The organism is Mucilaginibacter humi, from assembly GCF_013087555.1.
On record NZ_JABFCR010000026.1, the window covers coordinates 1 to 21,517 of the forward strand.

At 43.3% G+C, this 21,517-nt stretch carries 19 protein-coding genes and 1 pseudogene; 7 read left to right on the top strand and 13 right to left on the bottom strand.

The genetic code is table 11. The features are described 5' to 3' along the window. Nucleotides 1-2,590 precede the first annotated feature (2,590 nt). Nucleotides 2,591-2,764, top strand: coding sequence for a hypothetical protein (locus HK413_RS06935; RefSeq protein ID WP_175269651.1), 174 nt, complete (start codon nt 2,591-2,593; stop codon nt 2,762-2,764). 336 nt (nt 2,765-3,100) lie between these two features. Here HK413_RS06935 and HK413_RS06940 read toward each other — a convergent pair whose 3' ends face one another. The 11 genes from HK413_RS06940 to HK413_RS06990 all read right to left on the bottom strand — a co-directional run bounded on the left by HK413_RS06940 (nt 3,101) and on the right by HK413_RS06990 (nt 15,535). Then, nucleotides 3,101-4,249: a hypothetical protein gene (locus tag HK413_RS06940; RefSeq protein WP_175269652.1), complete on the bottom strand. Its 1,149-nt coding sequence runs from the start codon at nt 4,247-4,249 to the stop codon at nt 3,101-3,103. A gap of 143 nt (nt 4,250-4,392) precedes the next feature. Beyond that, nucleotides 4,393-4,884 carry a hypothetical protein gene (locus HK413_RS06945; protein ID WP_175269653.1) on the bottom strand — a complete coding sequence of 164 codons (492 nt, stop codon included), beginning with the start codon at nt 4,882-4,884 and terminating at the stop codon, nt 4,393-4,395. 414 nt (nt 4,885-5,298) lie between these two features. Continuing rightward, nucleotides 5,299-5,619 carry a hypothetical protein gene (locus HK413_RS06950; protein WP_175269654.1) on the bottom strand — a complete coding sequence of 107 codons (321 nt, stop codon included), beginning with the start codon at nt 5,617-5,619 and terminating at the stop codon, nt 5,299-5,301. A gap of 38 nt (nt 5,620-5,657) precedes the next feature. After that, complete coding sequence (locus HK413_RS06955; RefSeq protein ID WP_175269655.1) at nt 5,658-7,046, bottom strand: alpha-2-macroglobulin family protein; 1,389 nt, start codon at nt 7,044-7,046, stop codon at nt 5,658-5,660. 11 nt (nt 7,047-7,057) lie between these two features. Further along, nucleotides 7,058-7,537, bottom strand: a complete 480-nt coding sequence (locus HK413_RS06960) for an Ig-like domain-containing protein (protein WP_175269656.1) — start codon at nt 7,535-7,537, stop codon at nt 7,058-7,060. Beyond that, nucleotides 7,506-8,615 (bottom strand): carboxypeptidase-like regulatory domain-containing protein, encoded by a 1,110-nt coding sequence (locus HK413_RS06965; RefSeq protein WP_175269657.1) that lies wholly within the window; start codon nt 8,613-8,615, stop codon nt 7,506-7,508. Before HK413_RS06965 ends, HK413_RS06960 begins: the two co-directional genes overlap by 32 nt. A gap of 11 nt (nt 8,616-8,626) precedes the next feature. Beyond that, nucleotides 8,627-9,007, bottom strand: a complete 381-nt coding sequence (locus HK413_RS06970) for a hypothetical protein (protein WP_175269658.1) — start codon at nt 9,005-9,007, stop codon at nt 8,627-8,629. Continuing rightward, nucleotides 8,970-9,878 carry a hypothetical protein gene (locus HK413_RS06975; protein WP_217452125.1) on the bottom strand — a complete coding sequence of 303 codons (909 nt, stop codon included), beginning with the start codon at nt 9,876-9,878 and terminating at the stop codon, nt 8,970-8,972. The genes HK413_RS06970 and HK413_RS06975 overlap by 38 nt, the downstream gene beginning before the upstream one ends. 38 nt (nt 9,879-9,916) lie before the next feature. Beyond that, on the bottom strand, nt 9,917-10,873 hold the full coding sequence (locus tag HK413_RS06980; protein ID WP_217452126.1) for an Ig-like domain-containing protein: 957 nt from the start codon (nt 10,871-10,873) through the stop codon (nt 9,917-9,919). A gap of 119 nt (nt 10,874-10,992) precedes the next feature. Beyond that, a complete protein-coding gene (locus HK413_RS06985) occupies nt 10,993-11,427 on the bottom strand; it encodes a hypothetical protein (protein ID WP_175269661.1) in 435 nt (144 codons plus the stop codon). Between the two features lie 46 nt (nt 11,428-11,473). Further along, nucleotides 11,474-15,535 (bottom strand): carboxypeptidase-like regulatory domain-containing protein, encoded by a 4,062-nt coding sequence (locus HK413_RS06990; RefSeq protein ID WP_217452127.1) that lies wholly within the window; start codon nt 15,533-15,535, stop codon nt 11,474-11,476. 521 nt (nt 15,536-16,056) lie between these two features. On the opposite strand from HK413_RS06990, the gene HK413_RS06995 reads away from it, so the two are divergent. The 6 genes and pseudogenes from HK413_RS06995 (at nt 16,057) to HK413_RS19535 (ending at nt 19,951) form a co-directional block, all read left to right on the top strand. Continuing rightward, nucleotides 16,057-17,205, top strand: coding sequence for a dihydroxy-acid dehydratase (locus HK413_RS06995; RefSeq protein ID WP_262886818.1), 1,149 nt, complete (start codon nt 16,057-16,059; stop codon nt 17,203-17,205). Nucleotides 17,206-17,246: 41 nt separating this feature from the next. Continuing rightward, on the top strand, nt 17,247-17,435 hold the full coding sequence (locus HK413_RS19520; protein ID WP_262886819.1) for a dihydroxy-acid dehydratase domain-containing protein: 189 nt from the start codon (nt 17,247-17,249) through the stop codon (nt 17,433-17,435). 5 nt (nt 17,436-17,440) lie between these two features. Next, on the top strand, nt 17,441-17,770 hold the full coding sequence (locus HK413_RS19525; protein WP_262886820.1) for a dihydroxy-acid dehydratase domain-containing protein: 330 nt from the start codon (nt 17,441-17,443) through the stop codon (nt 17,768-17,770). A gap of 238 nt (nt 17,771-18,008) precedes the next feature. Continuing rightward, a pseudogene (locus HK413_RS07000) lies at nt 18,009-19,204 on the top strand (gluconate:H+ symporter). A gap of 34 nt (nt 19,205-19,238) precedes the next feature. After that, on the top strand, nt 19,239-19,709 hold the full coding sequence (locus HK413_RS19530; RefSeq protein ID WP_217452128.1) for a 3-keto-disaccharide hydrolase: 471 nt from the start codon (nt 19,239-19,241) through the stop codon (nt 19,707-19,709). A 32-nt stretch (nt 19,710-19,741) separates the two neighbouring features. Further along, complete coding sequence (locus HK413_RS19535; RefSeq protein ID WP_317169363.1) at nt 19,742-19,951, top strand: family 16 glycoside hydrolase; 210 nt, start codon at nt 19,742-19,744, stop codon at nt 19,949-19,951. Nucleotides 19,952-20,051: 100 nt separating this feature from the next. Here HK413_RS19535 and HK413_RS07010 read toward each other — a convergent pair whose 3' ends face one another. Further along, nucleotides 20,052-20,876, bottom strand: coding sequence for an alpha/beta fold hydrolase (locus HK413_RS07010; protein WP_175269663.1), 825 nt, complete (start codon nt 20,874-20,876; stop codon nt 20,052-20,054). Nucleotides 20,877-20,879: 3 nt separating this feature from the next. Further along, nucleotides 20,880-21,374, bottom strand: a complete 495-nt coding sequence (locus tag HK413_RS07015) for a hypothetical protein (protein ID WP_175269664.1) — start codon at nt 21,372-21,374, stop codon at nt 20,880-20,882. Nucleotides 21,375-21,517 lie beyond the last annotated feature (143 nt).

Genomic DNA, 21,517 nt, shown 5'->3' on the forward strand with positions numbered 1-21,517 from the left:
CCGGGTATCGAGATGATCTCTGTCGTCGAGAAACGTTACCGGCATTACGATATTCGGCGCAAAACTCGTCGGCGCGTCATGGTCTCATTCAGGCAAACGGCAGAGCATGTTTCACCGTAGTTGCTGATCGTTTAGTCTTCTTACAATCTTATCTCATTTACTTGGTATGTAAACATACAATCAATTATAAACAACACCGGCTTGCGTGGCACCTGGAAAACCCGGAACCCGGGGCATTGGCAAAGAGGTTCAGATACAAAGCACTGTGTCATTAAAGGCGTTAACAGGGTGGCAGAATTTCAATCTCTTTGATGAAATATAATACGTCAACCACAACCACCTTTATGATTCGTTGAACGTACCCGGCTTTGGGACAACAAATGGTTTCATGGTGTGGTGCAATCATGAAGCCAGAGACGAGAGGAACCTCTGACGATCTGTTTCGACAACACAAAAACAAGTTGTTTGGCGCAAAGACTGGTTCGAACACAGCAAGGACGGAGAAAAGAAAAAGAACGATTATCCTTGATAACTAAAGCCGAGATTTACTAGAGGACTTGGCACCGCAGTGGCAGGTAGCTGGGGTCGGCTGCCGGGCCCAGGGAGGCGCCACTTCGCCAAACATAGCCACACACTGGGCCACCGGATGGCTCGTCAGCCCCGGCAACACAGCCGGTCACTGCACTGGCTGCTGGGGCCTCAACAGGCCTGGGTCAGGAACGCTGTTACCTGCGCCGAGCCCATCTTCTGCACATTGGGATAATTATTGGGTCTATAAAGCAAAGGTCTTTACAAACCGGCAGGTATCAAATGCAAGCCGACGTGCGATATCGTTGCACAAATAAGTGCTTTGCGCGATTGGCGTGCCGAACATTTCAGATTGCTTGCAGTTAGTTTGCGATAATTGAACAAAGAAGCAATGGATATTTAGCCACGCTCACCTGTTCGTTGATGTAGCTTAGCAGGCTCGTGAGTTCAGCATACGATCGTCATACAATACTGGCATACGCTTGTGTTTGCCGCAGTTTATTAGATAACCATCGTACTGCGGTGCCGCCATACATGACGACACAATGGTACATTGTGCTATACTACTAAAGAGGGTTTGTAAGGTACTTAACTGTTATCTTTCATGAAGGTGGTTATACTGCGGCAGCCTATACGGGCAAAGATCGCAGCATGCTTTATTTAGGTGTAATTAGCTGGTCAAGCAATTCATCAGCAGTATCAACCGGGCGACATTGCGATCAACTGACCCTAAACGGTCAGACAGCCGCAAGTTACGCGTCGAAGCATGACCAAACACTTTGTCTAGTATAAAAAAAGAAAGAACTGAATTATTATCAAGAAAACGCGAAGTTTAAGATCCGATAATACGTAACAAGAAGCTCAGGCGGATGGGGGAAAAATCATTCCGTTGAATATCGTCCTTCGCCGGGTATTACCTGGCCGCTGTTTCTTAAAAGTCGGTGTTAGGGTTTGTAGCGGTATATAAAGGCATTGAGGTTGCATCATTCACAACCATCCATACGGCATGGGGTTCTCTTGTTTAAGACAACCGCAGGCATATACAAAGCAATAAAATAATCGTTGTGCAACGTATTTCTGCAAGGAGCCGTCGGCAAGAGTTATGCATAGCCGTTACGAACGTCACGCATGCATCGGCTACGTTTACCTACAGTAGTTGCTATTTATCATAGGGGCGTACCATAAAAAGTAGCGACCAGCCACGGTACTGGCCGGGGTAGTTAGTCACGCTGCTTAAAACACCACTACCGAGCGCGCGCATTCATTGATAATCACGACGACACGGCGAACAAACACAGAAACCACAAAAATTTATTGGTTAAGATGGCAGGGTACTTCACCAGCCGTTACTGACATTCGAGTGTTGGCAATTACAGCAACAATACCAGCACATTGAGGTCCCGGCTACATCAACCGCAAAGATAAACAGCCCGGCAGGCTTTGCACAACCCGATGCTGATGGACGGCTGGGCGGATGTACCAAATTATACCTAAATTGCGTATAACAGTGAGAATTTACCGGAATACGGCAGAGAAAAGATTATAAAACCTTTAATGAAAAAGGATATTCCGCTCAATGGTGATAGTTGCCAAAACGCGTCGGGTTTTGTCAGATAATATTGCGTCCAACAGATTCGGCAGGGGATTTAGTTGTTAATACTTGCGAAAACCCGTCGAATATGATGAGCGGGCTACACCTAACAGGTATGAAGTGGCTACCGAACCGTTTTCAAAGGCAAAAGAGGCCTTTGGCGATTAACAACCAAAGATGCCGGCTGAACAGAGCTAGTCATTACATCCGCAGCAAGTTGTCCCAAATAATGCTGTGCCCGGCGACTTCGGTATATCGCTCAACCATTACAATGGGAACTTAATAGCGTCGATTGCAACGGCAAATGCTATTTTCAAAATGACCGGAATATATAAAAGGGTTGATAAAGTGGATCAAAGAGAAAAAGATTATTGTCCATAACAGGCGTACGTTGCCCAAAATCACCATTTGCCAGTTAACTTGACGGCGGCGGACACGTAGGCTGATAGATCGGCGGAAGAGTATGCATTTTTGAACCGCGCCTACAAAGCACAACCTGTTACCACAACCATTGCATTAACAACTGAGGTTCCGGCTGGCACTGGTACACCGGTGTGGGCACTGGTCGCTTCATTACTGGACAGGCAGCAGTTTACAGTCTCAACAGACAAGCAGCCCTCGGTGCGACAGCTTTTGCCTGATTAACCATGAACCCACATAGCTACCATCAAATGGTAAAGTTGCATTTTTTTTTTTACATGCAGGTAATGTCGCCGGGTTCAGGATTGCGACAGCCAAATAAAGATTAATAAGTAAAAGTGGCCATATATGAATTATAAAAATACTGTTAACACTGATGCTGTTAAGCACTATGCTGAATCTCTGCTTGCGCAAAAGAAGCAATGGATATTTATCCGGCAGGATAAAGACCTAATAAAGCCAAGAGCCGTTTGTTGATCATTAGCTCTCCCATGGCTAAGTTCTACCTTTTGAGAGTAATAAATTTGGCCCCGCGAAGTGCCAATTAAAAAATAAGCGCTATCAGCAGGCAGTGAAGCCATTGCCCTTTAGGCTTACTTTAACCGTATTGCCCTGCTCTGTATTTACTACATGCATAACTGTTCCGTTAGGACTGATCTTAGGCAGATCAAAACTTTTTCCAACTGGCTGGCTTAACCGGGCTGTATAAACCTCGCCAGCTTTTGGGGTAAACTCAAAGCTACCCATGCCATCATGAATAGTGGTAAAAGTTGCCACTTTATCACCTCTACCATTGTAAATATCACCCAGAACGGATATGCCATGTCCATCTTCGGCAAGAGCCTTAAAGCCCACGATAGATGTAAGCCCCGCAACCAAACTGCCGCCTTCGGGAAGAAACTGCAGGTCGATGTTTTGGTTTCGATTAATAGGGAGCGGAACCTGTACAACTTTGTTATTGTCAGTTGGCTCTAACGAAGTAAGCTGCAAGCGTATCCGACGACTGTCTGCCCTTTCTTTTAATACATGGCTAAATCTAAGCGAGCCATCAATGCCGGTTTGCAGTTCTTCTTTGTATATATAATGGTCCTGATCATAAATACGCACCTCTACCTTTTTTATACCAACTGCCGAACTAAATTTGTCGGCTTTACGAAGTTTCAGTTCTACGTTTAGCTGGTCTTTATTATTTGTGCGGCTTATTGTCGCTGCCGATTTCACCAGCCGGGCATCCCGGGCCGGTACACCCAAATAAAACCTTTGGCTAAAAACATAGTCTTCGCCAAAGTTTTGCATCCAGTTGGTATAGGCGCGTAGGGTATAGCCGCCCTCGTGGAAAATATTTTTAACCAGTGGCATCTGCGCCCAACCAAGCCCCTCTTTAATGGGTATGCTAATGCGCCTCACCATTTGTGCGCTGTCATCATCCAGTTCAACATATAACAACCCGCTTAACTTTGATGCGGTTAGGTTTACCCCGTCTAATAAATATGCTTTAAACCAAAGCGTATCGCCAATATTATAATATGGTTTGTCGGTATGCAGGTAAACTTTCTCTACGGGCAGCCTCCGGTTAAAGCTATCCAACGGGGCTTTAATACGTAACAGGTCTTTATCAGGCGTGGCTAAATATCCATTGCTTCTTTGCGCAAGCAGGTTTAGTATAGTGCTTAACAGCACAAGTGTTAACAGAATTTTTTTATAGTTCATATATGGCCACTTTTACTTATTAATCTTTATTTGGCTGTCACCAATCCACCCGGTTACATCAACCCCGGCGACAGTTACTGTATACGCGCCTGCGATGTCTGACGTGTAGAAAGATACTTTGGCTTTGCCGTTTTGATCGGTAGCTATGTTGGGTTCCCAGTGTATGGTTGAGCGATAATCAGGCAAAGTAATCGCACCGGGGCAACATTATATTTAGGACTGTAAAATTGCTGCGGATGCATTACGGGTAATGGGCGGTAAGTTACCACACCGGGTGTACCCGATCTATACCAGCCGGAACCATCTTTAGTTGTTAATACAATAGTTGGCATTGGTGGCCAATCTTTAAGGTACAATGCTTTTAACCTGTTAAGGCGTGGTTCAGTAAAAATTACTTCAATACCTGTTAGGTTTACTATTTGTATCTGGCTCATCTCGTCTATATACTCTTCCACCGAGTATCTATCGTCAATACGCAATGGTAATCCGCCACCGTCAAGTTTTATATTAACAACTAAATAATTGATTTTGGGCTTGGCAGGGAATTTTGCACCCCACGGATGGTCGGACCTGAAGTAATTATCTACCCTAAAACCCGGTACTTTTTGTTTTAGCAACTCATACAAATTTTGCACTCCCGATTCTTTAATATCCTTTTCATCATAAACAATGTCGGCATCAGCCTCGCCAAGCGGATTGCGGGATAGTTTAATAATCTTTTCTCTTTGATTTTTACCTCTTTTAATACTATTCCGGTCATTTTTATATTATCATCACTGTTGCTTGCCGCTTTGCGTAGTACATAATTTAATTGTACACTGTCGCTGTTTACATACCGGGGCTGCAATTGGTCGCGTAAGGTTCCGGGAATATTTGGTGCTTTAAACTTAGCTACCGTTATCTCGCCAAAATTTATCTTTTTGCCTTTGTCGTTATTAGCCTGGATAAAGAACGAGCCGCTATCAATATTCGGCAGGTTTTTAAATACATAGATCCCTGCCGAATCTGTTGTAGCAAATGTTAAAAAGATGGCTTGCGCGATGAAATTATCACCTTTGAATTTGGAACAGGCTTATTAAAAGGTTAGATACCCTGCCGGTTATTTTAAATTCTTTCTCGGCTAAAAACTTTACTGGTTTAGGTGTAAATACATCCGCCCAAGTATAGCCCGTCCATCCTTGCGTAAGCATCAGGTTGTCTAAAGCCTGCCAGGCTTGTTTATCTTTGCGGTTGATGTAATAGCCGGGGCCTTCAATATTCCCTTTCAGATCGGCGTTGAGTAATATGCTGGTATTGATACTGTAATTGCCAATACTATCGGCCCTTACTTGCGAATCATCAGTAACGGTAAGTGAAAAATTACCCTGCACCGGGAACCCGCCTTTGTCTTTAACCTCTATGCTTAAACTTACACTATCGCGTTTTTGTAAGTGGTTTTATTGGGTTTGATGCCGATATTTAATTCGTCGTGATTATCAATGAATACTGCGCGCTCATTTAGTGGTGTTTTACCTTTAAACAGCGTGAACCTAACTACCCCCGAAGGAAAAAGTTTCTTAGAAACACTGATATCAGGCTGGTTAAGCTGCACTTTGTATGAATAATAAATCACGCCCCTTGATGTGCCTATTAAATAGCAACTACTATCGGTAGGTGAAACTGTAGCCGATGCATATAGTGACACTTTCAGGTCGCCGGCTGTCTCCGTATTAACGATATGCATAACTGTACCGACGGCACTTACTTTAGGAAATACGACGCTTTTAACGATTGGCTGGCTTATTTTAGCTGTATAAGTTTCGCCTGCGGTTGGTGTAAACTCAAAAGAACCCATGCCATTATGGATGGTTGTGAATGATGCAACCTCAATGCCTTTACTGTTATATACCGCGCCTAAAACCGGCGTTCCCTTACCATCCTCCCCTATAGCCTTAAACCCTACTACCGACTTTAAACCTGCAACCGGTGGCCACTTTCCGGTAAAAACTGAACATCGATATTTTGAGGACGATTGATATTCAACGGAACCACGGATGTTTTTTTCCCCATCCCGTTCTTCAAGGCTTCTTATTTGTACACGCAACCTTTTGCCATCGGTTTTACCTCTTAAAATACTGCTTAGTTTTAACGAACCATCAATTCCGGTTAGCATTTCCTTTTTATATAGATAAAGTGTTTGGTCGTAAATTTTAACTTCGACCTTACGTAAACTTACAGCAGATGATGCTTTGTCTGACCGTTTTAGGATCAACGAAACATCCAGTTGGTCCTTATTATTCACCCGGTTAATTGCTGCCGATGATTTAACCAGCCAGGCTTCCTGAGCCGGTACACCTAAATAAAAACGCCGGCTAAATACATAATCTTCGCCAAAGTTTTGCATCCAGTTGGTATAGGCACGCAGGGTATAACCACCTTCATGAAAAATAGCTTTGGTTAAAGGTATCTGCCCCCAACCCAAACCCTCTTTAATTAGTATGCTAATGCGCCGCACCATTTGAGTGCTGTCGTCATCCAATTCAACATACAACAGCCCGCTTAATTTTGATGCGGTTAGGTTTACCCCGTCTAATAAATATGCCTTAAACCAAAGCGTATCGCCAATATTATAATATGGTTTGTCAGTATGCAGGTAAACTTTCTCCACGGGCAACCTGCGGTTAAAGCTATCCAACGGGGCTTTAATACGTAACAGGTCTTTATCAGGCGTGGCTAAATATCCATTGCTTCTTTGTGCAAGCAGGTTTATCGCAATAGCAAACAATGCAAATGTTAACAGGGTCTTTTTAAAACGCATAATAACGCCGCTTACTTATTTATCTTTATCTGGCTGTCACCAATCCATCCACTTACGTCAACCCCGGCGACAGTTACTGTATACTTACCGGTTATATCAGACGTGTAAAAGGAAACCTTTGCTTTGCCGTTGGCATCGGTGGTTATGTTGGGTTCCCAATGCAGGGTAGACCGGTAATCGGCATCGCTGCCCGCAGGCTGGGCAACGTTATATTTAGGCCTGTAGAATTGCTGTGGATACAGTATTGGCAATGGCCGGTAAGTTGTTGTGCCGGGTTTGGCAGGCATCCATTTGGCTAAGCCGTTAGTGGTAGTAACATATATTTTAGCGAAGTAATACTCCACGGAGCCCAGCGGGAAACTTCGGCTTAATACTACCTGCACACCTTTTAAACGGGTTACTTTAAATCCTCTAAGTAATTCTATAAAATCCTCAGCTGAGTTGGGATCATCAAGATAATCAGTGCCTTTCTTTTTTTTCTCCGTCAGCACTTGTGTTGGTTAGTATTTCCGCGCCGCCAAGTGCTTCATATATATTTTTGGTATTGTCCAAAATAAGATCGTAGGGTTCGATAAAATCCTCGTCTCCAATTTTCATGGTTACCGCGCCATGGCGATATTTCCAATCGCGTATTATTTTAAAGCCGGGTACATACAGTTTCAGCAGATCATAAAGGTTAGTTGTGGTTGACTTTTTAATGTCCTCTTCATCAAAAGTTAAATTTGCACCACCACGGTAATAAGCACCTTTAATTATTTTAGTGCTTTTTATCTGAACCTCTTTAAGTACAATGCCCGAAAGTTTCAGGTTTTCGAGGTTCTGCTTTTGGGCCTTAAGCCTGATGTTGTTTATAGTGGTGCTATCTGTGTTTACGTACCGGGGTAAAACAGGGTCGTTAGCAGTAGAGATAACGGGTGGGGCTTTAAAACGATCAACAGCTACAGTAGATGCAAACATACTTCTGCCACGTTTATTGTTTGCACGGATAAAAAAGGAACCGCTGTCAATAGCCGGCAAGTTTTTAAATACAAACCTGCCGGAGCTATCAGTAATGCCGGTGGTAACAAATTGCGGTTTCTGCGACGACAGGATCATCTCGATACCCGGAATGGGGTTATGGGATAAGTTTATAACATAGCCGCTTACTTTAAATTCTTTTTCTGCCGGAAATGCTACAGGTTTAGCAGGAGTAAACACATCCTTCCAATCATAGCCCGTCCAGCCCCGGGTAAGCAACAGGTTATCCGGGGCCTTCCATGCCTGTTTATCTGTACGGTTGATATAATATCCCGGCGATTCGATATATCCTTTCAATTCCGAATTGATTAAAAGCGATGCTGCTATACCATAATTAGCGGCAGTATCCGGCTTAACTTGCGAATCGTCGGTAACGGATAGTGAGAAACTACCTTGTACCGGGAACCCGGACTTATCTTTCACATCGATACTTAAACTAACGCTATCTCTTTTTTTGTAGGTAGCCCGGTTGGCAGTTATTTTAATATTCAGGGCATCATTTACATCAATAAATGCCGTACGCTCATTTATAGCTTTAATACCTTTAAACAACGTGAATCGTGCTATCCCCGAAGGAAATAATTTTTAGAGACGGATAGTACACCCTGATCGGGCGCTATCTTCTGAGAGTAATAAATTATCCCGCGCGAAATTCCTGTTAAATAGCAAGCGCTATCGGTACCCAATGAACTCAAGCCTGTAAGCGTTACAGTTAACACATCGCTTTTTTCGGGATTATCAATATGCATTACCGTACCAACGGGTTCGATTTTAGACAGCGGATAACTTTTAGCGATAGGTTGGCTTAACTTAGCAGTATAAACTTCGCCGGCTTTTGGTGTAAACTCAAACGAGCCCATGCCGTTGTGGACTGCCGAAAAAGATGTTACCTGATCTCCTTTAGCGTTATATACTCCCCTGAAACAGTGCCGTGCCGCGCCCATTTTCTGCTACTGCTTTAAAGCCAATCACAGATTTTAAACCCGCTACTAATTTGCCTCCCTCGGGCATAAACTGTACGTCAATATTTTGATTACGGGTAATACTGAGCGGAACTTGCAACACTTTGTCGCCATCGGCCTTGTCAAGGCTTCTTATTTCCATTCGCATCCGTTTACCATCCAGCTTTTCGCTTAAGGTTTTACTAATGGTTAATGAACCATCAATGCCGGTTTGTAACTTTTCTTTATAGATCCAGCGCTGAAACTCGTACTGATTATTCCGGCTCTCATAAATTTTAACTTGCACGGTTCGCACACCAACCGGCGACAGTAATTTGTCTGCGTGGTTTAGTTTTAATTTTACCTGCAACTGGTCCTTATCGGCTACGCGATTAATAGTTGTTGCAGCGCTCACCAACCAGGCGTCTTTAGCAGGTACCCCTAAATATAGCCGCTTGTTAAAAAAATAATTACTGCCAAAGTTTTGCATCCAGTTGGTATAGGCCCGCAAGGTGTAGCCCCCTTCGCGGAAGAGGCTTTTCGGCAGGGGGATTTGTCCCCAGCCAATGCCATCTTTAAGCTTAATACTTATTTGCCGCGTCACTACGGTACTATCATCATCAAGCTCAACATACAATAACCCGCTGTGATTTGAGGGGGCGAGGTGTATCCCATCTACCAAATACGCCTTAAACCATAGCGTATCGCCAATGTTATAGTACGGCTTATCGGTATGCAGGTACACTTTCTCTACCGGTAGCCTGCGGGTAAAGCTATCCAATGGTGCTTTAATTCGCATTAGGTCCTTATCCTGCCGGACTAAATATCCATTGCTTCTTTGCGCAAGCAGGTTCAGCATACTGCTTAACAGCATCAGTGTTAACAGTATTTTTTTATAATTCATAATACACATTACTTATTAATCTTAATTTGCCCATCACCAATCCACCCGGTTACATCAATGCCTGATACGGTCACGGTATACTTACCTGCGATATCCGAAGTGTAAAAAGACACCTTGGCCTTGCCGTTTTGGTCAGTGCTGATGTTTGGCTCCCAATGCAGGGTTGCGCGGTAATCGGGTTCAATAACCGCTCCCGGCGCTACATTGTATTTTGGGCTGTAAAACTGCTGCGGATACAGTATAGGCAATGGCCGGTAAGTAACTACATCGGGGCTTTCGTTTTTATAATATCCGTTGTGATTTGCCGTGGTTATGCTGATAACTGCAATTTCGCGTGAAGCATTTGTTAGCACGTTAACCCGGTGTTCGGTACCCGGCTCATAACCTACTTTATAAAACACTTCAGGCGGTGGTGGTGCTAAATTTGGAAGCCCCGGAAGCCCCTGAAATAACAATTGAGAATTTTCAATTTCAATACCTCGAAAACCTTTTGTAGTTGGCGGTTTGGCATAGTTATACATGTATTTCCGGTTGTACATTACTTCCATGCCTATAAATGATATTATGGGGAATTGATTTAATTCATCTATCAATTGCTCTGTTGTATAAGGCTTATCCATTCTTATTGGCAAACCGCCTCCGTCAATTTCAATAACAACCAGGTAATTGTTCAATTTAAGTGTCGGAACCCCTTCCTGATAAACAACTTTTAAACCCGGAAGCTTTTGTTTAATGAGCTGATAAAGATTCATAACGGCCGACTCTTTAATATCCTGCTGATCAAATATCAGATCAGCTTTACCGGGGCCATTACGGTTAAATGTGCCGGGGATTATTTTGTTGCTTTTTATTTTTACTTCTTTTAGTTGGATGCCGGTTAATTTCAGGTTGGCATCATTAGCCATTTGGGCTTTGCGTTTAACATAATTAAGTTGTACACTATCGCTATTTACATACCAGGGCAACACCGGATTTGTTAAAGTTTCAGGGATTGGCAATGCTTTAAACCGATCGACACTAACATTACCAAAGTTTAACTTTTTATCTTTTGCCGTACGCGCCTGTATGAAAAATGATCCGCTATCTATTGCAGGCAGGTTTTTGAAAGTGTATATCCCATTCGCATCAGTAGTAGTGCTGGCAATAAATGAAGGTTTTTTGATGAGATCAAAACCGGGGCAGCGGCTATTGGCTTGTTACCTAAGTTTGATACCCGGCCGGTTACCAATAGTTCTTTTTCTACTTTAAATGTTACCGGTTTAGGCTTAGCGAAAATCTCCTTCCAGTCATACCCCGTCCACCCTTGCGTAAGCATCAAGTTATCTAATGCCTGCCGGGCTTGTTTATCTTTACGGTTGATGTAGTAGCCCGGCGATTCTACATTTCCCTTTAATTCCGAATTGATCAATAAGCTGGCAGCAATACTGGTATTACCCGGGCTATCCGCCCTAACCTGCGAGTCATCGGTTACAGCAAGTGAAAAACTACCCTGAACCGGGAACCCGCTTTTGTCCTTCACCTCTATATTCAGACCTACGCTGTCGCGCTTTTTGTAAGCGGTTTTATTAGGGGTGATGCGGATCTTTTAATCCGTCGTGGTTATCAATAAATACCGCGCGCTCATTTAATGGTGTTTTACCTTTAAATAATGTGAAGCGGGCTACGCCGGACGGGAACAATTTTTTATCAACGCGGATATCGCGCCGGTTACTATCCAGCTTTTCAGAATAGTATATCACACCTCTTGATCTTCCTATTAAATAGCAGGCGCTATCTGCAGGGATTGTATTCATACCAGCGATACTTACTTTTAAAGGTTCATCCTGCTCAATATTAATTACATGCATAACTGTACCTGCTGCACTTGCTTTAGGGAATGCAAATACCTTACTAACCGGTTTAAGCATTTTAGCAGTATAAGTTTCGCCGGCCTTTGGTATGAACTCGAATGCTCCCATTCCATTGTGAATAGCTGCAAATGACACCACCTCATTACCGTTACCATCATATATTGCTCCTAACACCGGGGTGCCCCGCCCGTCTTCGGCAATGGCTTTAAAACCGACTGTCGATTTTAAGCCCATGACTAAATTACCTCCTTCGGGCAGGAATTGCAGATCGATATTTTGGTTGCGATTGATGGATAGTGGTACTTGCACCACTTTGTTGTTATCGGCTTCCTCTAAAGATGTAAGCTGTACCCTTATCCGTCGGCCGTCGGCTTTTTCTTTTAGGGTATGGCTAAACTTTAAGCTACCGTCTATGCCCGTTTGCAATTCTTCTTTATACAAATAATGCGATTGGTCGTAGATCTTCACCTCCACCTTTCGCAAGGCGACGGGCGAAGCCAGTTTATCAGCTTTATTAAGCTTTAAATCTACCTGCAACTGGTCCTTATCAGCCACGCGGCTAACCGTAGCTGCTGATTTAACCAGCCAGGCATCTTCGGCTGGTACACCCAAATAAAAACGCTGAGTAAAAACATAAGCTTCGCCGAAATTCTGCATCCAATTGGTATAGGCACGCAAGGTATAGCCACCCTCTTTAAAAATAGCTTTTATTAAAGGGATCTGTCCCCAACCCAAGCCATCTTTAATGGGGATGCTGATACGGCGCACCATTTCTGCACTATCATTATCCAGTTCCACATATAATAACCCGCTTAACTTTGACGCGGTGAGGTTTACCCCGTCTAATAAATACGCCTTAAACCATAGTGTATCGCCAATATTATAGTACGGCTTATCGGTATGCAGGTATACTTTCTCTACCGGCAAACGGTGATTAAAGCTATCCAGCGGGGCTTTAATTTGTGCAAGCCCTTTATCGGTATTAACAGGTGCTGTAAAGAATGATGAAGCAGGGTCGGCCTGATCGCCGTCAACCGTATATCTATATACCTGCCTGCCCAACTCGCCATCGGCATTAATGCCCTCTACAATAACTTTATAATTGCCTGGTCCATCGGCATTATAAAAGCTGAATGATGTTTTACCATTGGCATCCGTTTTTAAATAGGGGTTCCAGTAAATGGTTGTACGCAGGTCGGGCAGTTTCATGGCGCTGCCCGGTTTGTCATATCGCGGTGAATAAAACTCGCGGGCTTTGTTAAAGCCTTTTGGGGTGATATTAACTAGGCCGGGGTTGTAAAATTTCTTGACGTAATCTCTCTTAGTATAGATTAGAATAGAAGGGCCACCTAACATTGAAGCTAAAGGATCTCTATCCTTGCTGCCCATCACGATGTCTATTTTAGCGATACTTTCTATTTCAAAACTACCGTCATTAAATAAATCAATTATTTCGGACTCAGCAAGCTTGCGACCATCTAAAAATACAAGTTTATTAGGTATAAATGAGCCATTTACGAGATCAAATCTTACGTTATGCGCCAGTAGCCCCTGAAGATAGATGCCTGGTATGGGGTAGCCGTCTTGTGGAGGAATAAAATAGGTTCTGCTCGCATGACCATCAGGAATTCTGTACATTCCTTGATCCTTATAAGGCGGCGGGGCGATTTTTTTTGCCCTGATCTGTACTTCCCGCAAACGATGCACTTTATCTAATTGCCCGGTACGCTCATAAATATCATCTTCTTTTTTACCGCTCTCTAAATAGGCTTTGAGTGTGGCAGATATATTGGTGCTTACATCAGCGATATTTTTGTTATGGACGATCTTCATCTTAGGTACACTATCCAGAATTATTTTAACCTTATCGCTGCCTTTTTCAGTACGCGCCTGCACGGCAAACTTTACGCTATCGGTTAAAAATATACCATCAAACTTAAAGCGCCCTTCAGCATCGGTAGTTTCACCTTTCATTACTCCGGCTTTTAACGATAGTAAGCTAACCTTTGCACCGGGTAATAATTTACCACTAAGGGTAGTTACCTTACCTGCTATGCCAAAACCCAATCCTTCAACCGGGAAAGCTGGTTTAGTATTTACAGTATTTTCCAATTCTTTCCAGGTAAACCGGCGATAGCCCTGAGTAAGCATCAGGTTATCCAGCGCCCGGTTTACCTCATCGTTATCATTGGTAAAGTAATAGTTAGGCTTTTCTATGTACCCTTTAAGGTCAGAAGTTAGCAGAATGTTGGAGAATATGGTACTTTCGGCGCTCTCATCTAAAGGCACTTTGCTTTCGTCAATAACCGTTACCGAAAAATTGCCGGGGACACCCTTGCTTTTGCTATCCATCGCGTCAAGTTCAATCTTCACATGCTCTTTGCTTTTATAGGTGCCCCGGGCAGTTTTCAGGTCCAGACGCATTTGGTCGTTGCTGCGGATAAATGCTATCCGTTCATTTAAGGGCTCGCCGGTGGCGTTAAACAATGTAAACTGCGCTATCCCGGTAGGGAACGACTGTTTACTAAGCCACACCGATGTTGTGGCATTAGTGATTTTTACGGGTGATGAAAATATAGTTTCGCCATTACTGTGGACAATAAAATTAACGTTTTGCCCACGCACCGGCGTTGCCTTGATCCTGACCAGTACGCTATCTTTATTAGGCTGATAAACACTTAATACATAGCCCTCATCTATTGCTTTTGGCAGTGTTACGGTTTTAGTAGTGCCATCAGCAAAGCTGATTTGAGCGGTATAAGTTTTACCGGTTTGTGGTCGCAATATGAAGCTGCCCATACCGGCATGAAGGGTTATTAACGGCGCAACTTCAGCATTAGTTTCATCTACTATTTTTCCGGTTACAGGCGTACCCAGGCCATCAACACCTACTGCTTTAAACGCTACGCGCGATGAAATGCCGTTAACCAAATTCCCGCTTTCAGGAAAGAACTGCACATCGCTTTGCGATAACGCGGCTTTAATAGGGAAATCACGGGTTACACTATGCTTATCGCTGCTATTAAGTGTTGTATGGATATATGCGCCTGCCAGGTCGATGTGGTTATCATTAGCGATTTTTATGGGTATAGTGCCTTGCGCATCTGTTTGAGCTGAACCACTCCAAAAGTTTTTTTTGTTGATGACAATTTGATAATTTACACTTTTACCGGCAATGGGCTTGCCGTCATCGGTAGTGTAATTTAACAATGCAGTTAATACGGGCTTATTATTAACGTCTTTATATTGGTAATCGGCTTTGGTAACTATGTTATACGATACAAGGTTGCCAACGGTAAACGTATGGTCGAAAAAATATTCCTCACCGGCATTGCGCATCCATTGGGTATAGGCGCGGATACGATAACTACCCTCTCTAAGATCATCGCCCAAAGTAAAATCGCCCATTACCATGCCTGATGTTATGGGGAGCTTTAACGCTTTTACTACCGAATCTTTCTCATTGATCAAATCGACATACAAAGCCCCGCTCAGTTTAGATAACTGATGCCTGCTGCCAATGGTTATATAACCCTTAAACCAAATAGTGTCGCCCAGTGCATAGTAGGGTTTATCCATTTGCAGGTATACTTTTTCTTGGGGGATACTATCGGTCCACTTTTGTAAAATAGTTACTATCCTGACTAATGGGTCGGTGTCATTCGGCGTAAATGCAAATAGTAATAGTACTGCCCCTATAAACAAAAGTTTAACAGGTGTGGTACTATAAGATTTTACGCGGATAAAGGAGGTCCGCAAAAAAAGGTTTACACTCATTGGATAAGCTTATTAGGTATTTGGTTAAACGAATGTAAACAGAAAACCAAAAGAGCAAATAGACGACGCCGACTTATAAGTCAGGATGTCATAAAATAATGACTTATAAGTCATTATCTGGAATCCAGGGCAAAAAATAAGCCGGTGCAGTTTTGGGCTACACCGGCTCGTTACCAATTCAAACTATTAATTGTATAGTCAAACCCCTAAATTTGGACTACCGCTTAATTGTTTATTACAGATGAAAAGGTTTAGATTGTTTGAAGGTAAAAAATTAAATTATTAATTTATTGTTCATTTTGTTCACAACTCTAAAGAATGTGTATTTATATATCACTTTGACACTTAGGTAATATTTTGTTAACGAATTATGAATACTCCGCTACTGTATTTGTTGCCAGTTTATTTCAAAGATTTCTTACTTTGCAATCGTTAATACCAATTTTAAATTAAACTGACACTTAAGGCTACTATCATTCAATTTTTGGGGATGGCATGTCGTGTTAAAACACCATAATACTATGTCTGCATACCGTAGCACCGATTGGTTTGGTAAAAAAGATAAAATGGGCTTCATCTACCGCAGTTGGATGAAAAACCGTGGTATGCCGGAGGATATGTTTGACGGCCGCCCGGTAATAGGGATCTGTAATACCTGGTCTGAGCTTACACCGTGCAATGCCCACTTGCGCGATATTGCCGAAAGCGTAAAACGCGGTGTATTTGAGGCCGGCGGCTTCCCGCTGGAGTTCCCTATCATGTCATTAGGCGAAACTTTGCTTAAGCCAACTGCAATGCTGTTCCGCAACCTGGCAAGCATGGATACCGAAGAATCAATACGGGGCAACCCTATTGATGGGGTAGTGTTGCTTACCGGTTGTGATAAAACTACACCATCAACTTTAATGGGTGCTGCCAGTGTCGACCTGCCAACTATTGTAGTACAAGGTGGCCCAATGCTGAACGGCAAATATAAAGGGCATGATATCGGCTCGGGTACCAACGTTTGGACCTTTACGGATGATTTGAAAACAGGTAAAATGAGCCCTGCAGAATTTGCAGAGGCAGAAAGCTGCATGTCGCGCAGCCCGGGCCATTGTATGACCATGGGTACGGCATCGACAATGGCCTGTATGGTCGAGTCGTTAGGTATGTCATTAAGTGGCGGCGCGGCTATCCCCGCTGTAGATTCGCGTAGGAAAAGAATAGCGCAACTATCCGGCAGGCGCATTGTAGAGATGGTTAAAGAGGATTTGAAAATGTCAAAGATCTTAACCCGACCGGCTTTCGAGAATGCTATTAAAGTTAACGCAGCCATAGGCGGTTCATCAAACTTCGTTATCCATTTAACAGCCATTGCCGGGCGCATGGGCGTTGCGCTGAATTTGGAAGACTTTGATAATATCGGCAGTAAAATGCCACTACTCTTAGATCTGATGCCATCCGGTAAATTCCTGATGGAAGATTTTTATTATGCGGGCGGCTTACCGGCCATTATTAAACAGATGGGTGCCGTTTTGGATATGGATGCTTTAACAGTAACCGGTAAATCGCACAAAGAAAATATTAAAGCTACCGGCACGATATATAATGAACAGGTTATTCACCAGTTTAACAACCCGTTAATTGAAGAGGCCGGTATTGTGGTAGTAAAAGGTAACCCGCCCTAAACGGCGCGGTTATCAAACCATCGGCAGCAACACCTGCATTAATGCAGCACCGTGGCCGGGCCGTGGTATTTGAAAATATTGAAGATTACCATGACCGTGTTGACGACCCTAACCTTGATATTGACGAAACCTGTGTAATGGTTTTAAAATGTGTAGGCCCCGTTGGTTACCCCGGTATGCCCGAGGTTGGTAACATGACGCTGCCTAAAAACTACTGGCTAAAGGCGTAACGGATATGGTGCGCATATCAGACGGACGCATGAGCGGTACCGCTTTCGGTACGGTGATACTGCATGTATCGCCCGAATCAGCCATTGGCGGTAATTTAGGATTGGTTGAAAATGGCGACATGATCAAGCTGGATGTAGATGCCCGGTCGATCCATTTAGAAGTATCGGATGAAGAACTGGCCATCCGCAGAAGCAAATGGATAGCGCCGCCGCTGGCATCAGATCGAGGCTATGTTAACCTGTATGTTAACACCGTGCAACAGGCAGATAAAGGCGCCGATCTGGATTTCCCGGTAGGTGGCTCGGGATCAGAAGTGTTGAGGGATTCGCATTAATAACTTTAAAAAACATGTCATTTCGAAACACAGTGAGAAATCTTAAACGGGCGATTGGTAATGAGGCGTATAAGATCCCTCACTCGTTCCTCGTATCGGAATGACAAATACTCATAGCTATGGTAATCCTTATTTTAATCGCCTGTATTGTAACGCTTATCCTGCTCATTACCCGGGCAAGGCTAAACGTGTTCCTTACCTTTTGATTATATCATTAATGGCAGCGCTGTTATTGGGCATGCCATTGCCAAGTATTGTAAAATCGGTAAATAAAGGTTTGGGTGATATGCTGGGTTCGCTGGTTATCATCATCGCCTTAGGGGCAATGCTGGGTAAACTGGTTGGTGTAAGCGGCGCGGCCCAAAAGGTAGCCGACTCAATGCGTGCCGTATTTGGCGAAAAATATATTACCCGGGCCATGAGCCTAACCGGGTTTATTGTAGGCATCCCGCTTTTTTATAATGTGGGATTTTTCCTGATGATCCCGATAATCTTTTCAGTAGCAAACCGCTATAAATTGCCATTGGTATATGTGGGCATACCTATGCTGGCATCACTGTCGGTAATGCACGGTTTCTTGCCGCCGCATCCGTCGCCAACAGCCTTACAGATCCAGTTCCATGCCGATATGGTGAAGGTTTTTACTTACGGGTTAATTGTGGCTATCCCAACTATTATTATTGCCGGCCCGCTGTTTGCACGAACGTTGCGCAACATGAAAACCAACTCGGTTATAGCCATGGCTGTTCAGGATATGCCGAATGATAAGCTGCCCGGCTTAACCAATAGCATTTTATCATCGCTATTGCCGGTTTTGCTGATAGGGGTAAGCACCATAGTTACAAAGTTTGCCGGCGATAATATCGCTTTTAAAAATATAGCCGGTTTCTGGGCGACCCCAACATTGCCATGATGGAAACCATCGCGATAGCAACTTATACGCTGGGTACCCGCATGGGTATGAAATTAACTGAAGTAATGGATGTGTATGCTGATGCTATTAAAGAGGTCTCTATGATCCTGTTGATAATTGGCAGTGCGGGCATTTTAAAACAGATATTTTTAGATAGCGGCGCAAACGCACAGATAGCATCTACCTTACAGGGCCTTAACCTGCCGCCCTTAATGTTAGGCTGGATAATAGCCGCTATATTACGCTTATGCCCGGGCTCGGCAACTGTTGCGGGCCTTACTGCTGCCGGTATTATTTACCCGCTGATGCAGCAAAACCCGGTCGACCCGGCGCTGATGGTGCTTTCCGTTGGAGCGGGCAGTTTGTTTTGCTCGCATGTTAACGATACCTCGTTTTGGGTTACCAAGGAGTATTTTGGTTTGAGCATGAAACAAACCTTCCTTTCCCGGTCGTTAATGGAAACGCTGGTGTCTGTAATAGGATTGATAGGCGTACTGCTATTGAATACCATAGTAAGATAAATTTTATTTAAGTTTGATCAGATCAACAAAAACCATGAAGAAATTATTTATAACACTGCTGATGGGCGTTGCCGTTATGGCTGCCTTCGGCCAAAAAGCTAAAGATAACACCCTAACCAAAAAAGAGAAAGCCGACCACTGGAAGCTGCTATTTGATGGCACTACGGCAAATGGCTGGGTAAAAGGCGATGGGTCTGCTGTAACAGCTGCGCCCGGTGCCTGGGAAATTGCCAACGGAGCGCTTACTTTAAAACCGGGTGCCAACGGCGGCGACATTTATACAACCGACGAGTATGGCGATTTCGAATTTTCGGCTGATTTTAATATTGAAAAAGGCACCAACACCGGTATAAAATATTTATGCCATAAATACGATAAAGGCGGCAACCTGGGTTGCGAATTCCAGATCATTGATGATGCAAACGGCGAGGATAACAAACTGGCCAATCATTTATTAGGATCTTTTTATGATGTTTTGCCACCTATAGAGGCCAACAAAAAGTAAACCCTCCGGGCCAGTGGAACACTATACGAATTGTGGTTAAAGGCAAAAATGTACAGCACTGGGTAAACGGCGTTAAAGTATTGGAATATACCCGCGGCAGCGACGAATTTATGGCAGGCATTGCTAAAAGCAAGTTCAGTAAGGTTGAGCCGGTGTTTGGTACGGTTGAAAAAGGCCGTATCCAACTACAGGATCACCATGGCCCGGTGGCTTTTAAAAATTTGAAGATCAGGGTAATTTAATTTAATCATTTTGTCATTCTGAGCGATAGCGAAGAATCTTACATGATCTTTCTGTCGCGCTTACAAGATTCTTCGCTATGCTCAGAATGACAAACGTTAGTTATTTCTTCCTAAACGGTTGCTCAAAAAAATCATCCACTATCTTATTAAACTCATCCCGGTGCTCAATCAGTGTGGCATGGCCCGAGTTGGGTACGATCCATAAATATGATTTTGAGATAGCCTGCGCTATGTCGACAGTATGCTGAATCGGTATCAGGTCGCGGTCGCCGCCAATGATGAGTGACGGGCATTGAATAGCTTTCAACGCACTAAACGGAATATTAGGCTGCAGCCAATCCAGCATAAATACTTTGTAGGTGTTTTTGTCTTTGGCGGTTTTTAGCGGCATTCGCTTCTGCCAATTAGCAACCTCCTTCTGTTCATTTTTCCAATAGGATGGGATCAGCCCGGTAGAATCAGGCACTAAATTAGCGCCTGTGGAAGCTAACTTAATTACTTTACCAGGATGCCGCATAGCCAGCATCAGCGCGTTAATGCCCCCGTCGCTCCACCCCAATACATAAGCCGAATCGATATGCATCGCCGTAAGCAGGGCGTCAAAATCATCGGCCATCATTTCAAAACTTAACGAGTCGCGGTTGTCCACGGTGCGGCCATGTGCACGGCTATCAACAGCTATTAGACGATACTTTTTAGCAAAATAAGGGATGGTGTTGCCAAACGCACCCATATTGCCGCCATTGCCATGTATCATTAATAAAGGCTTGCCGGTGCCATATTCTTCAGTATACATTTTAATGCCGCGCACACCATAAAACTTGCCCACGCTATCATTACGGCCATAGTTTATTTTTTTAGGTTGACTGAAGCCAGTAAAGGCAATCAATAATAAACAGATAATAGTAGCAGTGTTTTTGAGCATAATTTAATTAATGTATAGACCTAAATCATTGACTTCCTTTATTAAGTCGGCGCTAAAACTCATTGAATTAAAATAGATGTAGAAGTCATACCCAAATTCAACACTTATATCTTTAATAAGGCAGCGTAATTTACCCCAGAAAAACCCTCGTAAAATTAATCGTATTACAGGCTCCAAATCATCAAACTCAATAATAGACTTTGTTTGAATGTTTTGAAATGTGTTCAGCAGATAAGTGTTATGGCCGTCTGATAGTTTATCATTTGTTAATTTAAATTCTTTGTCTGAGATTTCAATTTTTATACAGTCATTGATTTTGAAAAAAGCAGTTATTGCCGTTACATACTTGTCTTCAACAATAAGATATTCGTTATAGGCGATTTCTTCAGTAGTGAAAAACTCATCTATTTGATAGTATTCCGTCCATTCGTCTTTGGTGTAATAACCATTAGCATCCCGATATTTAGGGTCGTATTTAGAAATTCTTAATCTTTCCATGATTCACTTTGTGGCAATTTATTCTGGTTTTGATACCCGGCTATGAATTTACCTAAAGGTATAAAATAACAGGCAACGCCGGACCCTTTTAAAACGTATTGGTTAAAGAAAACTTAACCGATAGCGCCGGCTTGAAACGTATA